General features: G+C 69.9%; 21 protein-coding genes. 9 read left to right on the forward strand and 12 right to left on the reverse strand.

The window, feature by feature from the left end:
• Positions 1-24: 24 nt before the first annotated feature.
• The 12 genes from ACIQAK_RS27555 to ACIQAK_RS27610 all read right to left on the reverse strand — a co-directional run bounded on the left by ACIQAK_RS27555 (position 25) and on the right by ACIQAK_RS27610 (position 8118).
• Positions 25-1260 carry an MFS transporter gene (locus tag ACIQAK_RS27555; protein WP_366392431.1) on the reverse strand — a complete coding sequence of 412 codons (1236 nt, stop codon included), beginning with the start codon at positions 1258-1260 and terminating at the stop codon, positions 25-27.
• Positions 1257-1781 carry a regulator gene (locus ACIQAK_RS27560; protein WP_366392430.1) on the reverse strand — a complete coding sequence of 175 codons (525 nt, stop codon included), beginning with the start codon at positions 1779-1781 and terminating at the stop codon, positions 1257-1259. Before ACIQAK_RS27560 ends, ACIQAK_RS27555 begins: the two co-directional genes overlap by 4 nt.
• On the reverse strand, positions 1778-2620 hold the full coding sequence (locus tag ACIQAK_RS27565; RefSeq protein ID WP_366392429.1) for a helix-turn-helix domain-containing protein: 843 nt from the start codon (positions 2618-2620) through the stop codon (positions 1778-1780). Before ACIQAK_RS27565 ends, ACIQAK_RS27560 begins: the two co-directional genes overlap by 4 nt.
• A 41-nt stretch (positions 2621-2661) precedes the next feature.
• Positions 2662-3075 carry a hypothetical protein gene (locus tag ACIQAK_RS27570; protein ID WP_366392428.1) on the reverse strand — a complete coding sequence of 138 codons (414 nt, stop codon included), beginning with the start codon at positions 3073-3075 and terminating at the stop codon, positions 2662-2664.
• A gap of 10 nt (positions 3076-3085) precedes the next feature.
• Entirely contained in the window at positions 3086-3526 is a 441-nt protein-coding gene (locus ACIQAK_RS27575) for a hypothetical protein (protein WP_366392427.1), read from the reverse strand.
• A complete protein-coding gene (locus ACIQAK_RS27580; RefSeq protein WP_366392426.1) occupies positions 3523-4005 on the reverse strand; it encodes a hypothetical protein in 483 nt (160 codons plus the stop codon). The genes ACIQAK_RS27575 and ACIQAK_RS27580 overlap by 4 nt, the downstream gene beginning before the upstream one ends.
• A gap of 100 nt (positions 4006-4105) precedes the next feature.
• Entirely contained in the window at positions 4106-4420 is a 315-nt protein-coding gene (locus tag ACIQAK_RS27585) for an SH3 domain-containing protein (protein WP_366392478.1), read from the reverse strand.
• 181 nt (positions 4421-4601) lie between these two features.
• Positions 4602-5354, reverse strand: a complete 753-nt coding sequence (locus ACIQAK_RS27590) for a hypothetical protein (RefSeq protein WP_366392425.1) — start codon at positions 5352-5354, stop codon at positions 4602-4604.
• Between the two features lie 26 nt (positions 5355-5380).
• Positions 5381-6070, reverse strand: a complete 690-nt coding sequence (locus tag ACIQAK_RS27595) for a hypothetical protein (RefSeq protein WP_366392424.1) — start codon at positions 6068-6070, stop codon at positions 5381-5383.
• Between the two features lie 18 nt (positions 6071-6088).
• Positions 6089-6574, reverse strand: coding sequence for a hypothetical protein (locus tag ACIQAK_RS27600; RefSeq protein ID WP_366392423.1), 486 nt, complete (start codon positions 6572-6574; stop codon positions 6089-6091).
• A complete protein-coding gene (locus ACIQAK_RS27605) occupies positions 6571-7122 on the reverse strand; it encodes a DUF4913 domain-containing protein (protein WP_366392477.1) in 552 nt (183 codons plus the stop codon). Before ACIQAK_RS27605 ends, ACIQAK_RS27600 begins: the two co-directional genes overlap by 4 nt.
• Before the next feature lie 240 nt (positions 7123-7362).
• On the reverse strand, positions 7363-8118 hold the full coding sequence (locus ACIQAK_RS27610; RefSeq protein WP_366392422.1) for a site-specific DNA-methyltransferase: 756 nt from the start codon (positions 8116-8118) through the stop codon (positions 7363-7365).
• A gap of 518 nt (positions 8119-8636) precedes the next feature.
• Here ACIQAK_RS27610 and ACIQAK_RS27615 point away from each other — a divergent pair.
• From ACIQAK_RS27615 to ACIQAK_RS27655, 9 genes are all read left to right on the forward strand, one after another.
• Complete coding sequence (locus ACIQAK_RS27615; RefSeq protein WP_366392421.1) at positions 8637-9758, forward strand: NlpC/P60 family protein; 1122 nt, start codon at positions 8637-8639, stop codon at positions 9756-9758.
• Positions 9759-9893: 135 nt separating this feature from the next.
• Positions 9894-10208, forward strand: coding sequence for a DUF6112 family protein (locus ACIQAK_RS27620; RefSeq protein ID WP_366392420.1), 315 nt, complete (start codon positions 9894-9896; stop codon positions 10206-10208).
• A complete protein-coding gene (locus tag ACIQAK_RS27625) occupies positions 10208-10900 on the forward strand; it encodes a hypothetical protein (protein ID WP_366392419.1) in 693 nt (230 codons plus the stop codon). The genes ACIQAK_RS27620 and ACIQAK_RS27625 overlap by 1 nt, the downstream gene beginning before the upstream one ends.
• 37 nt (positions 10901-10937) lie before the next feature.
• The gene (locus ACIQAK_RS27630; RefSeq protein ID WP_366392418.1) at positions 10938-12311 is read left to right on the forward strand and encodes an ATP-binding protein; all 1374 of its coding nucleotides are present in this window, start codon (positions 10938-10940) and stop codon (positions 12309-12311) included.
• An 81-nt stretch (positions 12312-12392) separates the two neighbouring features.
• Entirely contained in the window at positions 12393-13889 is a 1497-nt protein-coding gene (locus tag ACIQAK_RS27635; protein ID WP_366392417.1) for an SCO6880 family protein, read from the forward strand.
• 26 nt (positions 13890-13915) lie between these two features.
• Positions 13916-14377 carry a DUF6238 family protein gene (locus ACIQAK_RS27640; RefSeq protein ID WP_366392476.1) on the forward strand — a complete coding sequence of 154 codons (462 nt, stop codon included), beginning with the start codon at positions 13916-13918 and terminating at the stop codon, positions 14375-14377.
• Positions 14378-14405: 28 nt separating this feature from the next.
• Positions 14406-15920, forward strand: a complete 1515-nt coding sequence (locus tag ACIQAK_RS27645) for an ATP-binding protein (RefSeq protein ID WP_366392416.1) — start codon at positions 14406-14408, stop codon at positions 15918-15920.
• Between the two features lie 14 nt (positions 15921-15934).
• Positions 15935-16507 (forward strand): hypothetical protein, encoded by a 573-nt coding sequence (locus ACIQAK_RS27650; protein WP_366392415.1) that lies wholly within the window; start codon positions 15935-15937, stop codon positions 16505-16507.
• 283 nt (positions 16508-16790) lie between these two features.
• On the forward strand, positions 16791-17837 hold the full coding sequence (locus tag ACIQAK_RS27655) for a hypothetical protein (RefSeq protein WP_366392414.1): 1047 nt from the start codon (positions 16791-16793) through the stop codon (positions 17835-17837).
• The last annotated feature ends 143 nt before the right edge of the window (positions 17838-17980 follow it).

Raw genomic sequence — 17980 nt, forward strand, 5'->3', positions numbered from 1 at the left:
CCACAAGCTGGGGGCGTGCCGGGTTCAGGTGCGCAGGGCGGGGTCGGTGCGAAGGCGGGCGAAGGCGCAGAGCAGGCCAAGGGCCTGCAGAGCGGCGCACGCGGTGATGACGTGGCCCAGCGCGTCGGGCGGGGTGAGCGCGGTGAGCACGCCGGCGACGGGGAAAGGCAGCAGGAGGATGAGGATGGTCGCCGACAGGGTGCTGCCGAACGCCTCCGGGGGGATGAGCCGGGAGCGCAGGGTGCGCAGTACGACCGCCATGCCGCCCTCTGCCGCCATGAGGACCGCGACCAGGACCAGGTAGGAGCGGTAGTCGGGGGCCTTGGCGGCGGCGAGGCAGGCGAGCGAGGCGAGGGCCGCGCAGGCGGCGCCGACCGGCCACAGGCCGAGGCGGTCGAGAGCGAACCGGCAGATCGTGACGCTGAGGAGCGTGGCTGCCGCAGCGGCGGACCAGACCAGGCCGACGGCGGTGGTGGACTGCCCGAAGTGCTGGACGACGATCACCGGGCCGGCCGCCTGGAGCAGCCCCGTGGCCAGGTTGGACAGGGTCAGACCGGTCACGAGCCAGCCGAGCGCGGGCAGCGAGCGGATCGTGCGCCACCCGGTGCGCAGGCCGGAACTCTGCTGCCCCTTCGGCGTACGGGCCGGCACTACGGGCGAGGGGGGTGTACGCAGGGCGAGCAGCGCGGCGATCAGCGAGAGCACGGTGACCACGACGAGCATCGGCGGCGGACCGGCCAGCAGAAGCAGTCCAGCGAGCGCCGGTCCCGCCAGCATCGCTGTCTGGTCGATGCCGAGCAGGACGGCCTGCACCCGGTGGGCTCGCCGTCCCGCCCTGCGGCCGGCGGCACCGCCCGCGGTCTCGGCGGCGATGTAGCTGAACTCGGTGAGCACGCCGGTCGTCGCGGCGAGCACCATCACGGTCACGCTCGCCACGTGGCCGGACGGGTGCAGGTAGAGGACGACCGCCCCGGCGGCGAGCGCCAACGCGCGGCCCAGGGAAGCGAGGTGGAACACCACCGCCGCCCCGCGCCGGTCGACGACCGTGCCAGCCCACCCGAACGCCGCCAGCCGGGGGATCCACTCCAGGGCGAAGGCCAAGCCTGTCAGCGTGGCGGAGTCCGTGGTGGCCAGGACCAGCAGAGGAATGCCGTAGGTCGACATCGCGAGAGCCAGCGCGTCGGCCGTGCGCGGCAGGTAGATGCTGCCCATCAGTCCGGTGGGGTGGCGGGCGTGCCGGGGTTCGACGCCTAGGCTCACGCGGCGCGCCCGTATTCGGGATCGGGTTCGAGGAGCGCGGTGGTCTGCGGATGGGCGTCCAGCCACTGGAGCAGCAGAGCCCGTGGTCCGGACGGCTCGAAGCCGGGCTCGGCATCAACCAGTTCGACGCCCGGCTGGCGGGTGGAGCCTCCTGCCGGGTCCGGGGCGGGGAGGGATTCCACGAGGCTGAGGGTGTGCCGGATGCGGCTGGTGAAGTCGCTGACGCGGGTCGGGTAGGCGTGGTGTCGGGCCCATCGGGCTATCGCGTCGTAGACGTCGGCCAGCTCCCTGCCAGATGTCGTGAGCTCGAGGCCGACGCCGGGCGCGGCGCGGACGAGATCGTGCACGCGGGCAAAGTGGTTGATCCGGCGCAGGTGGTGCGTGGGGAGGTCGGGCAGGGTGTTGGCGAGCTTCCGCGGGGGGATCGGCCCGTTGTCGTCGATCTCGGTGATCAGCCGGATGAGTGCCGGTGAGGACAGGAAGTCGACGGCGGCACGCAGGTTGGCGGAGGGGCTGTTCATCGGCGCGGGCCTCCCGCCTGGATGGCCGCCTTCGGGTGGACGGTCGTGGCGTGGGAGAAGAGATCGCGGTTGTGCCACGTCGGGGCGGGGTCGCAAATCCCGGCGGGCGGGGCTGCCGCGGGGGCCGGCCGGGACTGGCTGCTGACCCAGGGCCTCGGTGCGGGCTTCGCCTGGGGTTGACCCCACACGGGGTGGTGGGCGGCCTGGTTGAGGGGCTGACCGGCCGACCATGCAGACAGGCTGCCGAGTACGGGGCCCAGGCCGTCGCCCGCCGCGGACAGCCGATAGGGCCGGCCGATGCCGTCGGTGTCGACCAGGCCGTCGGCGACGAGCTGCCGCAGCGGCGGGTACACGTTCGTCCAGTCGCTCTTCGGCATCACGATCCTGGCCAGGGCCCGGCCGCTGACCTCCTGACGGGACTTGAGCACCCACAGGATGGCTGCGGCGTGGCGCCGGGTGAGCAGGGTGAGACTGTCCTCGATCTGCTCGATCGCGGGCAGCGGGTGGTCCGCCTGCTCCAGGTGCTCCTCGGCCCAGGTGACGATCATCGGCAGGACCGGCAGCAGGGCGGTTCCGCGTTCGGTGTGGCCGTAGGTGACGTGCCGGGAGGAGTGTTCGACACGCTCGACGAGGCCGGCGTCGCACAGGGTCTTGAGCTTGGGGTGAAGCTGGCCGCTCTGCAACCAGGAGACCTTGGCCGCCAGATCGCTGTACCGCAGCGGCGGGCCGGAGAGAGCCAGCATGATCCGCACGTTCCAGCGCGGGGTGATCATGGCGAGGGCCTCGGTGACCCGAGCGATGTCGGTGTCGGTGTCAGGGGGCAGAGCAGTGATGGCCATGGAAGGAACTCCTGGGTGTGTAAGGAGAGATCGCGTGCGGATCAGCGGCTGGGTGCCGTGCTTTGAGCCGGAAGAGGCGGAGCGAGAGCGGGCGGCGAGACAGTCGGCGGGGCCGGGGCTGGGGCCGGAACGGACGCCAGGCTCTGCAAGACGGCAAGGACCGACTTCGCCTGTACGTCGCGTACGGCGACTGCCTCGGCGAGCCGACGAGATCCGTCGAGGAGGTGGGGAACCTCGTGTCGCCCGATCTGCCGCTCGGGGTGAATGAGCCGGGCGAGGTGGTCGCGGTGGAGGTCGATGCTGCGCTCGGCGAGAGCGAGGTCGTCGTGCATGCCGAGCAACGCGGAGAGCATGCCGGGCGGCTGGTCCTGAGCGTGGGCTTCGAGGTCGGTGAGCGGTGCGCCGTACAGGTCCTCGATCTGTCCGGCTATCTCGGTGGACGTCAGGTGGGGCAAACGCGGGCTCTCACGGTCGGGGGGCCGGGGTCGCCCCGGCACGCGGGGGTGCCGGGGCGGCCGACGAGGGCAGGGTCGCGGTGGCCCGGAGCTGCGTGGTGCGTGCGGGACGGGCTCGTTGATCGGGCGGAGGCATGGTGCGCAGCAACGCGACCAGGGCGGCGCGGTACCCGTCGCGGGCATCCAGCGCGGCCTCCAGCCACTGCGCGTCGAAGCGGAGCTTGTCCGCCGAAAGCTCGCCCATGTCGCGGTCCGGGCCCATGTCCGCGTGGACGCGGTCACGGACGCAGGCGACCTGCTCCTCCGTGAGCGCCAGGAAGGACCGCAGCTCCAGGGCTCGGGCGAGGGCGGGCGAGGCATCGTGGCCGACAACGGCCTCGGACAGTACGGGGATCGGGTTCCCGAAGACCTTCTGCAGGTCGGCATCCATGGAGCTGGCCTTTCGGCTCATCGGACGGGCCCTCCCGCCCGCCCTGCCGATGCCGGTGCGGGCGTACCCACGGGACGGTGCGGAGCGGTGGCCGGCACAGCGGGGCCGGTCCGGGGGCGAAGGCGGGCGAGGCGTTCGGCGGCGAGACCCGTCTTGCCCGGAGCGTCCGGGTCGAGCAGCCATCGCACGACCATGGCCCGGCCGTCGCGGGTGGTGACGGCCGCGTTTACCCGGTGGGCGAGACCCATGGTCGGGTCGTCGACCTCACTGGGCTGAGTCTCCAGCGCGGCGAGAAGGTCGTCCTCCGCCCGCTCCAGCACGGACTGGGCCTGGACGAGCAGGCCGTGCCACTTCACGACGTCGGTGGCATCAGGGTTCGCGGTCGGCTTCGCGGTGACCGCGGCCTTCAACTGGTTCATGCCCATGGCGAAGCGCGCTTCGATTCGTTCGGTGAGCACGCCCACGACGTCCTCAACGTCTTCGAATATGCCGTCGGACAAAAGAGAAACTCCTGTTCTTCAAGGACCGATGCCTGGCGGAATGCGAGGGATAGCCGTGCCCGGGCGGATCAGCCGATTAGGGGATCTGCTCTGGTTCCTGTCAGGACAGGCACATACGGACGTCGCGATAGACGTACGTGCCGGACACCCAGCCCTTGACGCCGGTCGACTTGTCCGTGATGTAGAGCCAGTTGCCGCTCTTCTTGTGCACGCTGAAGCGGTGGCTCTTGTAGAGAATTCCGAGTGCGGTCGACTTCGAGCTGGCCTTGGACCGGATGGTCACGGCCTTGGTGTGGACTGCGTACGGCAGCGGCGGCAGGTGATGGCAGCTGTACGCCGGGACTGCGGCTACGGCGGCGGGTGCCGCGCCGGCGGGAGTGGCGGACAGCACCGGCACGGCGAGCGCGCCGAGCATCGCCGCGGAAACAGCAATTCGGGTGGAGCGCATGCGGAAGAAGCCTCCGTAAAGGCATAGGGGTTGAGTGGAAGGGCACCGCAGGAGTTGTCCCGGCGGCTGTATAAGAGTCCGGAGAATCGCCGGTTTGGCTAACCGGCGATCGTCGGTTATGTTGCGCCGCCCGCGCTGCGAAACGCGCTCAGCGCCTACGGATGGGCGGGCGCGGAGCGGCGGTCGTCGTCGTACCGGGCGGGCGGTCGGCGGTGGCTGCAGGGCGGACCGGCGGGAGCGGAGCGGCCGTACCGCTGTGCCGCTCGTTGCACCACTGCCAGGCGTCTTCGAGCCGCTTGAACCCGCCCTCGCGCAACGTGTAGGTGTCCCCGTCGGGAGCGACCTCCTCGACCAGCACGCGGAAGGGGGAGGGCACCTGCTCGTCGAGGGCACGCAGTACGACCACGGTGGACATGTCGTCCGGGTCGTCACGGGTGTAGGAGTAGCCCATCGCGAAGTGGTCCCCGTCGCTGGCCAAGCGCCGTTCCAGGGCCCGAGTGGCGTCGTCCGCGGGCCGGGGCCCGAACTCGTGGGTGAGGGCGATGGCTTCGGAGGGGCAGCCGCGGTGTATGAGCCAGGACTGGGCCATCGGCACCAGCGGCAGAGGGCTGTGCTCGAAGTCGAACGTCGACCTCTGCTGGTCTCGGCGCAGGTGGGCGGCGAGATATTGAGGCTCGCCGGGGTGGCCGTAGGTGGCGCTGCGGTCGAACAGCACGTAGTAGCTGTGCGCCCCGTCAGGGGTGTGGTGTTCGGCGATCGGGACGAACGAGTCCTGGTTCACCGAGACGTGGAGGAAGAAGTCGCGGTACTTCTCGGCATCGGCGTCGAGGTCGTCGACGTGGAAGTCGAATTCCTCACGGTCGATGCGCTGGTGGTCGGACGACGGATCAGGGGAGGACAACAACAAGGGCCTTTCACGTCGGGAGGTCAGCGCCGCGGTGCTGGGGTGGAGGGCCAGGCGCCGGTCGGGGCCGTTGTCTTCGGCCTCTGTGCCGTGGGGGCCCTGCGGGCGGCGAACAGCGCGGCGCGCCCGGCGTCGGTGAGCGCGACCGGCTGGCCGGCGTGCACGGGGTGGCCGGTGTCCCGGACGACCAGGCCCGCGCCCTCAAGGCGCTGCAGCTTGGCGTACGGGACACGGGTGCCGGAGGCGGCGGTCACGGACATCCGGCCGGTCAGCAGGTGCTCGTAGAGCTTGGCTCCGCCGGCGATGGCGAGCAGCGCCGCCTGATCATCCGCCGAGAGCGTCCCCGCGTCGCGCGTCGAGGCTGCTTCGATCGGTTCCAGGGCGGCGATCACCGCTTGGGCAGCGGCGACGCGGGCATCCGTGGACTCCTCCAGCTGGTCCACGGTGCGGGCGATGCGCGTGAACAGGGCGGCGTCGACCTCGAACTCGCCGCTCGACAGCCGGTTGAGGAGCTTGAGGTAGAACACGACGCCGGTCTGGGCCTGGGCCAATTCACGGTGCAGGTCGACCAGGTGTGCGTGGGGCTCGTCGAGGACACCGCGGTCGCGGTAGGTCCACAGGGTGTCGATGTCGTGGCCTGTGGCGGCTTCGACGCGATGGTCGAGTGGGGAGACCGCACGCCGGGCTGGTATCGGCGCGGGTTCAAGGGGCATGGGCGGGCTCCGCGAGGATCAGCGGGTGTGATGGGGCGCGGGGTGGGGTGCGGGACGGGGCAGACCCGGCGGTGCGGTGGGCGGCGGGCCGGGCCGGGGCGCGGGGCCGCGCGCGGTCAGCTGCGGCGGGCGGGAGCGGGCCGCGTGGGTACGGGCGCTCAGCGGCCGGCGTGCCATCCCGAGACGGCGGCCGACCTCGTCGTAGACGTCGTTGCCCGCACGCGGCCGGACCGCCACCACGTGGATCTCCTTCTGATGCTCCGACTGTTCCGGTGAGGGGCGGACTCCGTAGATGACGCGCCACTCCTTGCGGGAGTCCACGAACAGCTTCCGAAACCCCTCCAGGTCACCGTCCAGGCGCAGCCCGAAGCGCTGCGCCTGGACGACTTCCTGCAGGCAGGCGAGGGTGAGGTCGCGGATATCGCTGGGAGCCTGAAGGAGGTCGGTCAGGGCTCGGGGATCGAAGCTCAGGCCGAAGGCCGGCTGCCCCTGTCCCGCACTCATGACGTCGACTTTTCCGGCTCGGCAGGTCCGGCGGCCTCCTCCGTGGCCGCCGCCTCCGTACGCACGGACGACGGCGGGCCGGGCAGGAGACGGTGCGCGGGACGGTCGGGAGAGGTCATGCAGGCCGACAAGGGGCCGCCCGGTGCGCGGATCGCCGCGACAGCGTGGGTGAGGAAATCCCTGTGCCACACGAACAGCCCGGACAGCCCGGCATCAGGCTCACGGTGCTGCTGGTAGGCGAGCCATAGCGCGTGGAGCCAGGCCACGACATCGTCGTGCTCCTGCCATCGCAGGCACCAGGGTGCTGCGGTGGTGACCTCCGCCCCGTAGACCGGGAGGAAGAAGTCCTCGACCCAATCGGAGAGGGCATCGAGCTCGTCCTCCCGTTCCTCTCCCGCAAGTTCCAGGATCGGGCGGGGCTCCGGCGGGGCAGGCAGCGGCGGTCCGCCGAGGCCCGGCATGCCGAACGCGGCGAACGGCGATCCGCTCGGTTCCGGGGCGGAGGCGAGGTGGTCGAGTTGCTGGGCCTGCTGCGCCGACTGCTCCATGAGCCGTCGCACGCTTGCTTCGATTCCCTCCAACTGCTGATCGGGAATGCGAACCGGCTCCAAATCCCCATTTTCTGATGGGTTTATGGGTTCGGGCATGAAAGGTTTCGGCCTCCTACGAGACGCGGAAAGAAGGGCGGACGGAGGGCGTCGCGCGTGCCGGTCGGCGATTCGCCGGATTTGCCGAATCGGAATGCCGCCTGGGACACCGGTCGCCTACATGGGCAGCGCTATCGCGACTCAGGCGGTGAGGACGACGTCATCCTGCGTGAGGGTCTCGCGTACCGTTTCGGTCAGCCGATCGGCCGCGATCGAAGCGTAATGCTGGGTCTTCTCCACGCCGATGAAGTCCCGGCCCTCCAGGAGAGCAGCGACGCCCGTGCTGCCCGATCCGGCGCAGAAGTCCAGCACAGTGCCACCGGGCGGGGAGATCTTGACCAGTTCGCGCATCACGGAGACGGGCTTCTGAGTGATGTGCTGGCGCGTGGATCCCGACGGCTGCGAAGCGCTGTAGAGACCGGGGAGGTAGACCGGGTTCGCGGCGGCGTCGATCTTGCCCTTGGCGCCCCAGACGATGTACTCGCAGTCCTGGCGGAACTTGCCCTTCTGCGGCCTGGCCTGCGGCTTGTGCCAGGTCAGGATGCCCAGCCACAGCCATCCTGCCGCCTGGAACGCATCTGTCGTTGCCGGCAGTTGACGCCAGTCGGTAAAGAGCAGGGCACTGCCGCCGACCTTCGTGAGCCGGTGGGCTTCGGTCATGATCTGCGTCAGCCACAGGGTGTAGCTGCGCTGGTCCATGTTCTCGCCGTTGAAGTCGGCAAGGTCGTTCTTGGAGTCGGCGGAGGTGTACTTCTGCTTCGCGGAGCGGGTGGTGCGCTCCTTCGCGGTCCTGCCGCCCGAGTTGTACGGGGGGTCGGTGATGACGGAGTCGACGCATCCGTCCGGGAGACCGGCGAGAACGCTGAGAGCGTCGCCCTGGTGCAGAGAAAAAGGCAAAGAGGAACCCCAAGTCGGTTGAGGGAGTGAGGAGTACGGCGGGACTCGCCCCCTCTCAGAAGTCCTCGCGGGCCGGTACCGGGCATGCAGAAGCCCGGGGCCACAGACCGAGGAAGGAGAGGGGGAGTCCAAAAACTGTAGAGGCGAATCCGCCGACGGCCAAGAAACGATTGCCGAGGTACCGAATTTCGGCACCTCGCGCCAGCTTTTTTGGTCAACCGCCGATCCGGGCCTAGGGTTTTTGAACCGCCCGGCGCACACCGCCGCTGGCCACTCCCCCGCCACATCTCACGGAGGCACCCTCTGCCCCGGCACGCCTAGCTCACGGCCCGGCCCTGCGATGCGAGCTGCAACTCGTCCGCACCGGCCATCCATTGATCGCCCACCCCGGCCGCCGCGCCCTTCCGAACGACTCGCGCACGCGGCACGCCGGACACCGCACCCCTCAAGGACACGTTCATGACCTCTCGCTATCCACCCCTGCCCGAGAATGCTGACCGGCGAGCGGTCCGCTCGGGTTGAAATGGCTCGCCGCCGGTATCGGCGTCGTTTTTCTCGCCCCGATCCCGATCGCCGGCAGCAGCATGATGCTGGCCTCCGCCGCCGACGCCGTACAGAGGAACGGCCCCTCCGGCATCTGCCTGCCTGGCATCGACACCGACAAGGTCACCGAGCAGGTCGGCAAGATCCTCGACGGAGCGTCCGGCACGGACGTTCACATCGAGGGCCTGGACCTGCCCGCCGAGCAGATCCCCCACGCCCAGACGATCGTGGCCACCGGCCTCTCCCTCGACGTCCCCACCAAAGGACAGATCATCGCGCTCGCCACGGCGATGCAGGAGAGCCGGCTCCGCAACCTCAACTACGGCGACCGCGACTCCCTCGGCCTCTTCCAGCAGCGCCCCTCCCAGGGCTGGGGCACCGCCCAGCAGATCCGCGACCCCGTCTACGCCTCCGAGCAGTTCTACAAGGGTCTGCTCAAGGTGAGCGGCTGGCAGCAGATGACCGTCACCCAGGCCGCCCAGGCCGTACAGAAGTCCGGCTTTCCGGACGCGTACGCACAGTGGGAGAACCTGGCCACCGCGCTCCAGTCCGCCATCGCCAAGACCTTCCCCAACAGCGGTGACGTGGACGGCAAGGACGCTGACCAGGACGAGGAACCGTCGTCCGGCTGTACGCCGGGCCAGGACGGTTCCGAGTTCGGCCGCATCCCCGCCGGGAGCGTCCCGAAGGGCTACTCGATCCCCAAGGACGCCGATCCGAAAGCTCGCCGGGCCATCTCCTGGGCGATGCAGCAGCTCGGCACGCTCTACCAGTGGGGCGGGACCTGCACGGACTCCCGCGGCCCTGACCCCATGGGCCGCTGCGACTGCTCCAGCCTGATGCAGCAGGCGTACGCGCAAGTCGGCGTCACGCTCACCCGGACCACGTACACGCAGGTCAACGAAGGCGACGCCGTGTCGCCAGCCCAGCTCCAGCCCGGTGACCTGCTCTTCAGCCGCGGCACCCCCGCTCGGCCCGAGCACGTCGGCATGTATATGGGCGCGGGTCTCGTCATCGAGGCGCCCCGTACCACCAAACCGGTCCGGATCACTCCGATCACGGACTGGGACATCCTCGCCGCCCGCCGCGTCCTCTGACGCCACCCCGCCCGGAGACCACTCCAGGGCGTGCTACCGCGGCCACTTCCGCGCCCTGAGCGCACCTCCCCCTCCGCACTCCCCTTCCCGCCGGCCCTCCCCTGGCCCGCGTACGCAAGGAGCCCCGCCACACCTATGCCCTTCCCTCTCGCCGACCACGTCATCCAGCTCGCCTACGACCCGGGAATCTCGCCCAAGGGCGGCGGACTGCCCGGTCTCGCAGTATTGAAGAACGTCGTCAACAGCATCAACATGTTCGCAATCATCGCCGTTGTCGGAGCCTTGGCTGTCTCGCTCGGCGTATGGGCCTGGGGCCACCACACCGGTGGCCACCAGGCCGAAGCGAACGGAAAGAAGGGCACAGTCGTCGCCGCCGGCGCGGCCCTCGGCTTGGGCGCGGCCAATGCTGTGGTGGCGTTCTTCAGCAATCTGGGGTCGCAGGTCCAGTGATGCGAGACCGCTTCTCCTTCTTCTCGCCGTCCTCGTACGGCGCGGGCTGGCCGGCCAGCAAGCGCATCGCGATCGGCGCTTCGGCCGTCGCGGTCCTCCTGGCCATCGCCGTGGTCGTCGCCCTGCTGACGGGCGGAGGCAACGACCACCGGCCCCCGGAAGCCGCCGCCCCGGCCCCGACCGGCAGCCCGTCTCCCTCTGAGCCCGCACCGAAGCCTTCCGCCGGATCCGGGTCCGTGCCCCACCCGCCGCAGATTGCCGAACCGGTTGCGTACGCCACGGCCGCAGCCAAGATGCTGTGGTCCTACGACACCCGTACCACCAGCCGCGACCAGCAGCTCGCCGGCATGCGCGCCTGGATGACCACCGAGACCACGTACGCCGACTGGGCGTCAGTCTCCGGGCAGGTTCCTGATCCGGTGCTGTGGTCGCGGATGGCCGACCAGGACCAGCACGCCACCGCGAGCGTCACCGAGGGGCACTACCCGTCCGCGTTCAAGCAGGCGCTGGCCGACGAACCGTCCGCGATCACGAAGGCGTACATCTACGTCGTCACCGTCAACGGCAAACAGCAGATCGCCTGGAAGAGCGGCGGTGGCGGAGCCGAGGAACGGGCCGTGACCCTCGCCGTCCAGTGCCGCCCGAACCACGACTGCACCCTGGCCGCCATCGCCCCGAGCGTCACGCAGTGACCCGGACCTGAGAGAAGAAGGGAGGGGGTAACTCCTCATGGGTTTCTGTGATTTCCCTCTGGCAGACAAGCTGTGCTCCGTCGGCGACGCGGTCGACTTCGCCTCGGACCCGGGTAAGGCCATCGGCGACTGGATGGCGAAATCGGCCGGCGAGCTTGCCGCCGCCGCAGCCGACCTGGCCGCCGAGGCGGTCGACAGCACCACGAAGGTGGATCTCAACGCCGGTTGGTTCGTCGACAACTACGAGATGCTCCTGCCGCTGAGCCTGGTCCTGATCGTCGCCACTTTCTGCGCGCAACTGGTGAGGGCAGCCATCCGGCGGGACGGCCAAGCCCTGACACAGGCATTCACCGGCACCGCGTCCGGTGTCCTGTTTGCCTTCTGCGCCATCGCCTTCACCACTGTCGCGGTTGAAGTCGTCGACGCCATCAGCGACGGCCTGTTCAAGACTGCGAACCTGAGCATCGAGAGCGCGGTGCGACGTGTCGTGAGGGTCAACCAGATCGCGGCCCTGACCAGCCTGGGCTGGCTGATCCCGGTCGTCGTCGGCCTCGGCGCCGCCACCGGAGCCTTCATGTACTGGTGCGTGATGATGGTCCGCAAGGTCGGCATCCTCGTCATGGTCACCTTGGCGATCTTCGCGTCGGCCGGCGGCGGCTGGGAGGTCGCCCGTCGCTGGCGCAAGGGGTGGGTCGAGGCCACCGCAACCCTCGTCGTGTCGAAGCTTCTGATGACGGTGATCTTCGTTCTCGGTATCGCCGCCATGGGCAAGACCGAGGCAGACGACGGCATCGCCGCCCTGGCCGACGTCATGTCCGGCATCGTGATCATGGTCTTGGTCTTGTTGTGCCCCTATGCCGTCTTCAAGTTCGTGCACTGGGCGGCCGACGGGACCGACGGCGAGTCCATCCACCGTGCCGGCGGGGCTGGTGCGCAGATCGCGAAGGCGCACGCGGAAAAGGCCGGACGCAAGGCCGCCTCGATGGCGGCCACCGCCGGAACCGGTGGTGCCGCGGCCGGAGCGGGAGCTGCCCCGCAGGGCCCCGACGCCGGCGGGGGTGGATTCCCCGGCGACGTCGCCGCCAACCCGAGCGGTGGAGGCGTAGGTGAGAAGGAAGGTTCGCAATCCGGCGGAACGGGCGTCTCACCCGGTGGCGATGCCCTCAAGTCCGGATTGGAGAAGGCGGTCCAGCCCGCGCCGACCAGCGTGTCCGACGACACCAGCGGCCAGATGGGCGGCAGCCAAGGGCCCGGCGGATCCGGCCCGAACGCCGCATCCGGCCAGGGCGGCGGATGGCAGTCCACCCCGCCGAGCACGACACCGCCACCCCAGGGCGCACCGTCGTCCTCCGGCCCACAGAACGCCACGTCCAGCGGGCCAGCCACGCCGCCGGCCCCGACCGGCATCTGATCCTCTGCCCGACTCCCGGGGGCGGGACGTGTCCGCCACCTCCCGCCCCCGGGTTCCACCCGCGCCTCCAGGACCCGCCCCTTGACTGATCTCTCCGTCGCGCCGATCACGGTGAAGTTTCCCCACCGGTCCCGCCGCGGCATCCTCCTCGGCCTCTCCCTTCCCCAACTCGTCCTCGTATCCTGCTCGCTGGCCCTGCTGCTGATGACGGTGATCTCCGCCGGGCTGCTCGGCGCGCTCGCCCTGGCCCCACTGTGGGCGGTATGCGGGGCACTCGTCGCGATCCGCCGGCACGGCCGGTCCCTCATCGACTGGGCGCCGATCGTCCTCCGCTACGCGCACCGCCGCCGTACCGGCCAGACGCTCTGGCTCGCCCGGCCCCTCACCCGACCGCGGCAGGACGGTGTCCTGCATCTTCCAGGCACCACGGCCTCACTGAAGGTGGTCACCCCCGGTGATTCCGCCAACGGCGCCTCCGCTGTGCACGACCCGCACCGGCAGACGCTGACCGCCATCGCCCGGGTCACCAGCCGGGCGTTCGCACTCCTCGACCCCGCGACCCAGAATCACAACGTGTCGAGCTGGGGGCGTGCGCTGGCGGGGATCGCGCGCACCGGGCACATCGCCACCGTGCAGGTCTTGGAGCGCACCGTGCCGGACAGCGGCGACATCCTGGCCCGTCACTGGGCCCAGAACGGCCAGCCCCAGGCCCCGGTCGCCGGGCAGATCTACTCCGAGCTGGTCGCCTCGGCCGGTCCCGCCGCCGCCCCCCACGAGGTCTACCTCGCCATCTCCCTCGACCTCAAGGCCGCCCGGCGCCTGATCTCCCAGGCCGGCGGAGGGCTGCCAGCAGCGTTCACCGTCATGGAACAAACCACCTCCTCCATCGCCCAGGCCGCCCGCAACGCCGGTCTCCAGGTGACCGGGTGGCTCACCTCGCGGGAGATCGCCGCCGTCATCCGCACCGCCTACGACCCGAAGGCACTCGCCGCCCTCCAGCAGTGGTCCGAAACCGGACGTGCCGAAGCGGACCCCGCAGCCGCCGGTCCTGTCGTCCAGTTCGAGGAGTACGACCGCCTCTCCACCGACAGCGCGCGGCACACCACGTACTGGGTGGAGAACTGGCCCAGGACCGAGATGGGAGCCGGATTCCTCCACGGAATCATGTTCACCCCCGGCGTGCGCCGCAGCCTCTCCCTCATATACGTGCCACAAGGGCTGGAGTCCGCGCTGCGCGACGTCCAGCGGAAGAAGTCGGCGATCATCGCCGACGCCAACGAGAGGGCGCGCCGCGGACAGGTCGACTCCGAGGAGGACTCGGTCGAGTACGCCGACGTAAAGACTCGCGAACGCCAGCTCATCGCCGGACATGCGGACGTGGCCCTGACCGGCCTGGTCACCGTCACCGCCGAAACCGACGCCCTCCTCGACGCCGCCTGCGCCCAGATCGAAACCGCCGCCATCACAGCCGGAGTCGACCTGCGACGGCTCAACTACCAGCAGCCCAACGCCTTCACCCTCGCCGCCCTGCCCCTTGCCCGAACCGAGGCACAGAAGAAGTACGGTCTCGCCGCCTGAATCAGCCCACCCGAAAGGCCCCCTTGATCCGCACGCCTTCCGCGCACGACGACGCGCACCCCTACCTCCGCGCGGCGACCGCCGGGGTACGTCACCACACGCGAGCACTGACACCGTCGGACACGAACCCGAGCAAACCGGCAGACCGCCCGAACCTCGACGTGCTCCACGCCCACCTCGCTGCTCTGCTCCAGCTCCTGGACCGGCTCGCTGACAGCACCCGGCCGCCTCACCCCGCCGCCGGGCGTCACCTCGCCACCGCGCACACTCGAATCTGGCAGGCCACCAGCGAGGTCCACGCCGCCTTCCACCTGCTGCCCAGCACCATCGCGGCAGATTCGGAGTCGAGCGTCTGCCACCCGGAGCGGCTTCCGGAGGGGCCACCCGTATTGACGGTCTGCCAGCGCCACCTCGCCGCTGGGCACGTCGTCCGCCGCAAGACCACTCCCACCGACTTCCGTCCGCACACCACGGCCTGCGTGCGATGAGCACCGTCCGCAGAATCGAGGGCCTCCGATGAGCCACCGGCCCGGCCGCCGTGCCCGCCGAGGGTCCGCCAGTCCGCTGTTCACCCCCCACGGGGCCGACCGCGCCAGCCGCAAGGTGGCCCGCCAGCAGCTTGCCGAAGCCACCGCCAAAGCACGTGCGGAGACCGGCGCCCACCAGAGTGACACCCCACCCACCGAGCGCGAGATGCCTCCAGCTCTCTATCCACCCGGCGGACGCCCCGGTCCCGCTTCTGCGCGGAAGAACCGGCTGAAGCTGCCCGCCCACCGCATGACCACCGCGGTCGCGGCGGGTGCCTATCCTTTCCTCGCCGAGGGCGGCCTCGGCGCCGAGGGCGTCTACATCGGCCGCGACGTCCACGCCGAGGCGTCGTTCGTGTTCGATCCGTTCGAGCTGTACGGACGCATCGAGGGCTTCACGAACCCGAACGTTTTGCTGGCCGGGGTCATCGGCCAGGGCAAGAGCGCGCTCGCCAAGTCGATCGCGCTGCGTTCGGTGGCCTTCGGGGTCCGCATCTATGTGCCCTGCGATCCCAAGGGCGAGTGGACCCCGGTTGCGGAAGCGCTCGGAGGCCGGTCCGTCGCTCTCGGTCCGGGGTTGCCGGGTCGTCTGAACCCCCTGGACGCGGCCCCACGTCCACAGAGCGTCTCCGAGGCTGACTGGGTCGGGGAGATTCGCAAGCGCCGGCTCCTCCTCCTCGGCTCCCTGGCGCGGACCGTCCTGGGCCGGGACCTGATGCCCATGGAGCACACCGCCCTGGACGTCGCGCTGGACGCCGTCGTCACCCGCGCCGCCGACACGCACCGCACCCCGCTCCTCGGCGACGTCGCTGCCGCCCTCAACGACCCAGCCGCGCTCGACGAGGCGGCCGGCATGATGTCGGGCCAACTCGGCGACGCCGCACGCGACCTCGCCCATGCCATGCGACGTCTCGTCCATGGCGATCTGGCGGGAATGTTCGACAGTCCCTCCACCGTCGACTTCGACCCGACCGCGCCGATGCTCACGATCGATCTCTCCCGGCTCGGCGGATCTGGCGACGACACCGCCCTCGTCCTCGCGATGACCTGCGCGAGCGCCTGGATGGAGTCCGCGCTCTCCGACCCGACCGGCGGACGGCGTTGGATCGTGTACGACGAGGCGTGGAGGCTGATGCGACACGTCGGTCTGCTGCAACGCATGCAAGCCCAGTGGAAGTTGTCCCGCGGACTCGGCATCGCCAACCTCATGGTGATCCACAGGCTGTCCGACTTGCTCACCGCCGGCGACGCCGGATCACAAGGCCGGGCCCTGGCCGAGGGGCTACTCGCCGACTGCTCGACCAGGATCATCTACCGCCAGGAGACCGACCAACTCCACGCCGCAGCCTCGCTGCTCGGCCTCACCTCCGTCGAGATGGACGCCATCGCCCACCTCAACCGAGGGCGCGGTTTGTGGAAAGTCGCAGGTCGGAGCTTCATCGTGCAGCACCTCCTGCACAGCTACGAGCTGACGCTCTTTGACACCGACGCCCGTATGCACTGAGGAGAAAGAAGCCCGTGAAGCCCGACTTCGAACGCCACCTGATACCGCGCGACGACGCGCTCCACCTTATCGGCACGCTCAAGGTGATGAAGGACAAAGCGCATAACGCCGCCCACCAGTGGCAGCTGCTGGACGAGGACGGGCACGTACCGGCCGCTCCGTCGTACACCGTGCTGCTCCAGCACGCCACTGACGCACAGGACCTCTCCCGCGAAGTCCTGCGGCTCACCGACGAGTTCGCCCGGAGCCCCCTCCACACCACCCGCGTCGGCAGCACCGTCCTCACGAAGCTCGCCTGGGCGACGACCTCGTCGAGCCACGCTCCCCCGTACTTCGCTCAGACCGCGGAGCACGCCCTGGCCCTGCTCCGGTCCACCAACCCGGCCGACAAGCAGTACCTCTCGAACAACATGGTGCACGACCACGCCACAGGCCGTGCCTATCTGCGGCGCCCCTCCGAGTCCCTCCGGGACGCGGGCAAAGAACTCGAAGACCATCTCGGCTTCCAACGCGTCCTCGCACAACTCACCCGTCAGGAGACCCCGCCGGCATCTCCGGCCCCCAGGCCGGGCGGTCGCCCCCGCTAACCGCGCCGAGCCCACAATCCCGATCCACCCACATCCCCAAGGAATGCTCTGAAACGCCCCCCTCACTTCAGCGACGCCGACTGGGCCGAGTACCAGCAGTGTCAGGCTGAGCATGACGACCTCATGGAGCAGGTCGCGGACCGCGAAGCCCAGCTGGAACGCGAACTGATTCCGACCTACGACGAGTACGGACTCGACTTCGGTCCCGTTCCGACGCCGGACGGCGACCCCGCCCGCCGGGTTCCTCCGCCGAGCCGATCTCCGGCTTCCCGCAGGAGAAGCCGTGGCCGCTGACCAGGAGAACACCCCACCCGCTCGCCAGCCGGTTCCGCTCGCGCCGCTTCCCACCCACCGCAACGTGAACACCTCATGGTGGCAGGAGCTCTGGCGGCGGCACGCACACATCACCACGCCACTTCGGGCACGCGGGTTGACGTGCGACATCGAGTTCGGCCTCAGCGCCTACATTGTGCGCGTTCCGCTCCCCGACGACAGCTACCTGATCATCGGCCCGCCTCAGGAGCCCGTATCCGACCGCCCGCCGGGAGACCCTGAGGGATGGATCGCGACCCGGGAACACCCCATCGACCAGTCGGTGTTCGAGGTCGTCTACGACTCTTCTCCCTCCGACGATCCCGGCGCCCCCCAGCGGCCCGAGGCCCGTCACAGGGGCAGTGCCGAGCCGCTGGTCTCGGCGATCGACCAACGGCTCGCCCAGCTCGGGCTGCTTCCCAGCCCGGAACTTCACACCTTCGAGGTCACCCAGGACGCCGCGATCAGCTTCACCCTGCAGGCCCGGGACCTCGCCGACGCCCACGAACGCGTCGCGGACCTCGAATCAACGGAAGCCGCAACCGACACCGCCCTCGACGGCGGCACGCGTCTGACCCACATCACGTACGGCAGCGTCCACGACACCGACATCACAGCCGGAAGGAACGCCACCACCACGGTGTCCACGGGGTGCGGTGACGCGCTTCTGGAACTCACCGACCAGATCAACGGCAGCACGTCTCACGTACAGGCTGCCGCTCTGCTGCGCCAGATCCTGGACCCGGATGACGGGGTGCTGGCACGACTGGCCGATTCCCTCGAAGCTGCGGCGGACAAGGCCAAGGAAGCGGAGGAGGACGACGGGTTCGACCTGTCCCACGACCTCGCCGACGCCGCCGCCGAAGTACGCAGCATTGGAGAGGGCCTGCAGACCGCCGAGGCCCGGATGCGGACGCTGACCTCCCTCGCGCCCAGTCCTCGTCCCCGGCTCTCCCCGAGCCGTACGCCGTCCCTTCCTCGCCCCCTCCCGACGGCACCCCCACGGCACACACGCTGACCCGGAATGCACTTCGCGTCCCCGTACCTCCGGGCAACGCCACCATCCCGTACGGCGGACCGGTCCGCCCCTGCAGCACGACCTCGCGTCGAAGCCCGTCGTCGCTATCGGTGAGGGCCCTCTGAACACGAAGGATCATCAGT

Origin of the sequence: Streptomyces sp. NPDC088706 (assembly GCF_044752765.1) — a bacterium.
In the GTDB taxonomy this organism is placed as follows: domain Bacteria; phylum Actinomycetota; class Actinomycetes; order Streptomycetales; family Streptomycetaceae; genus Streptomyces.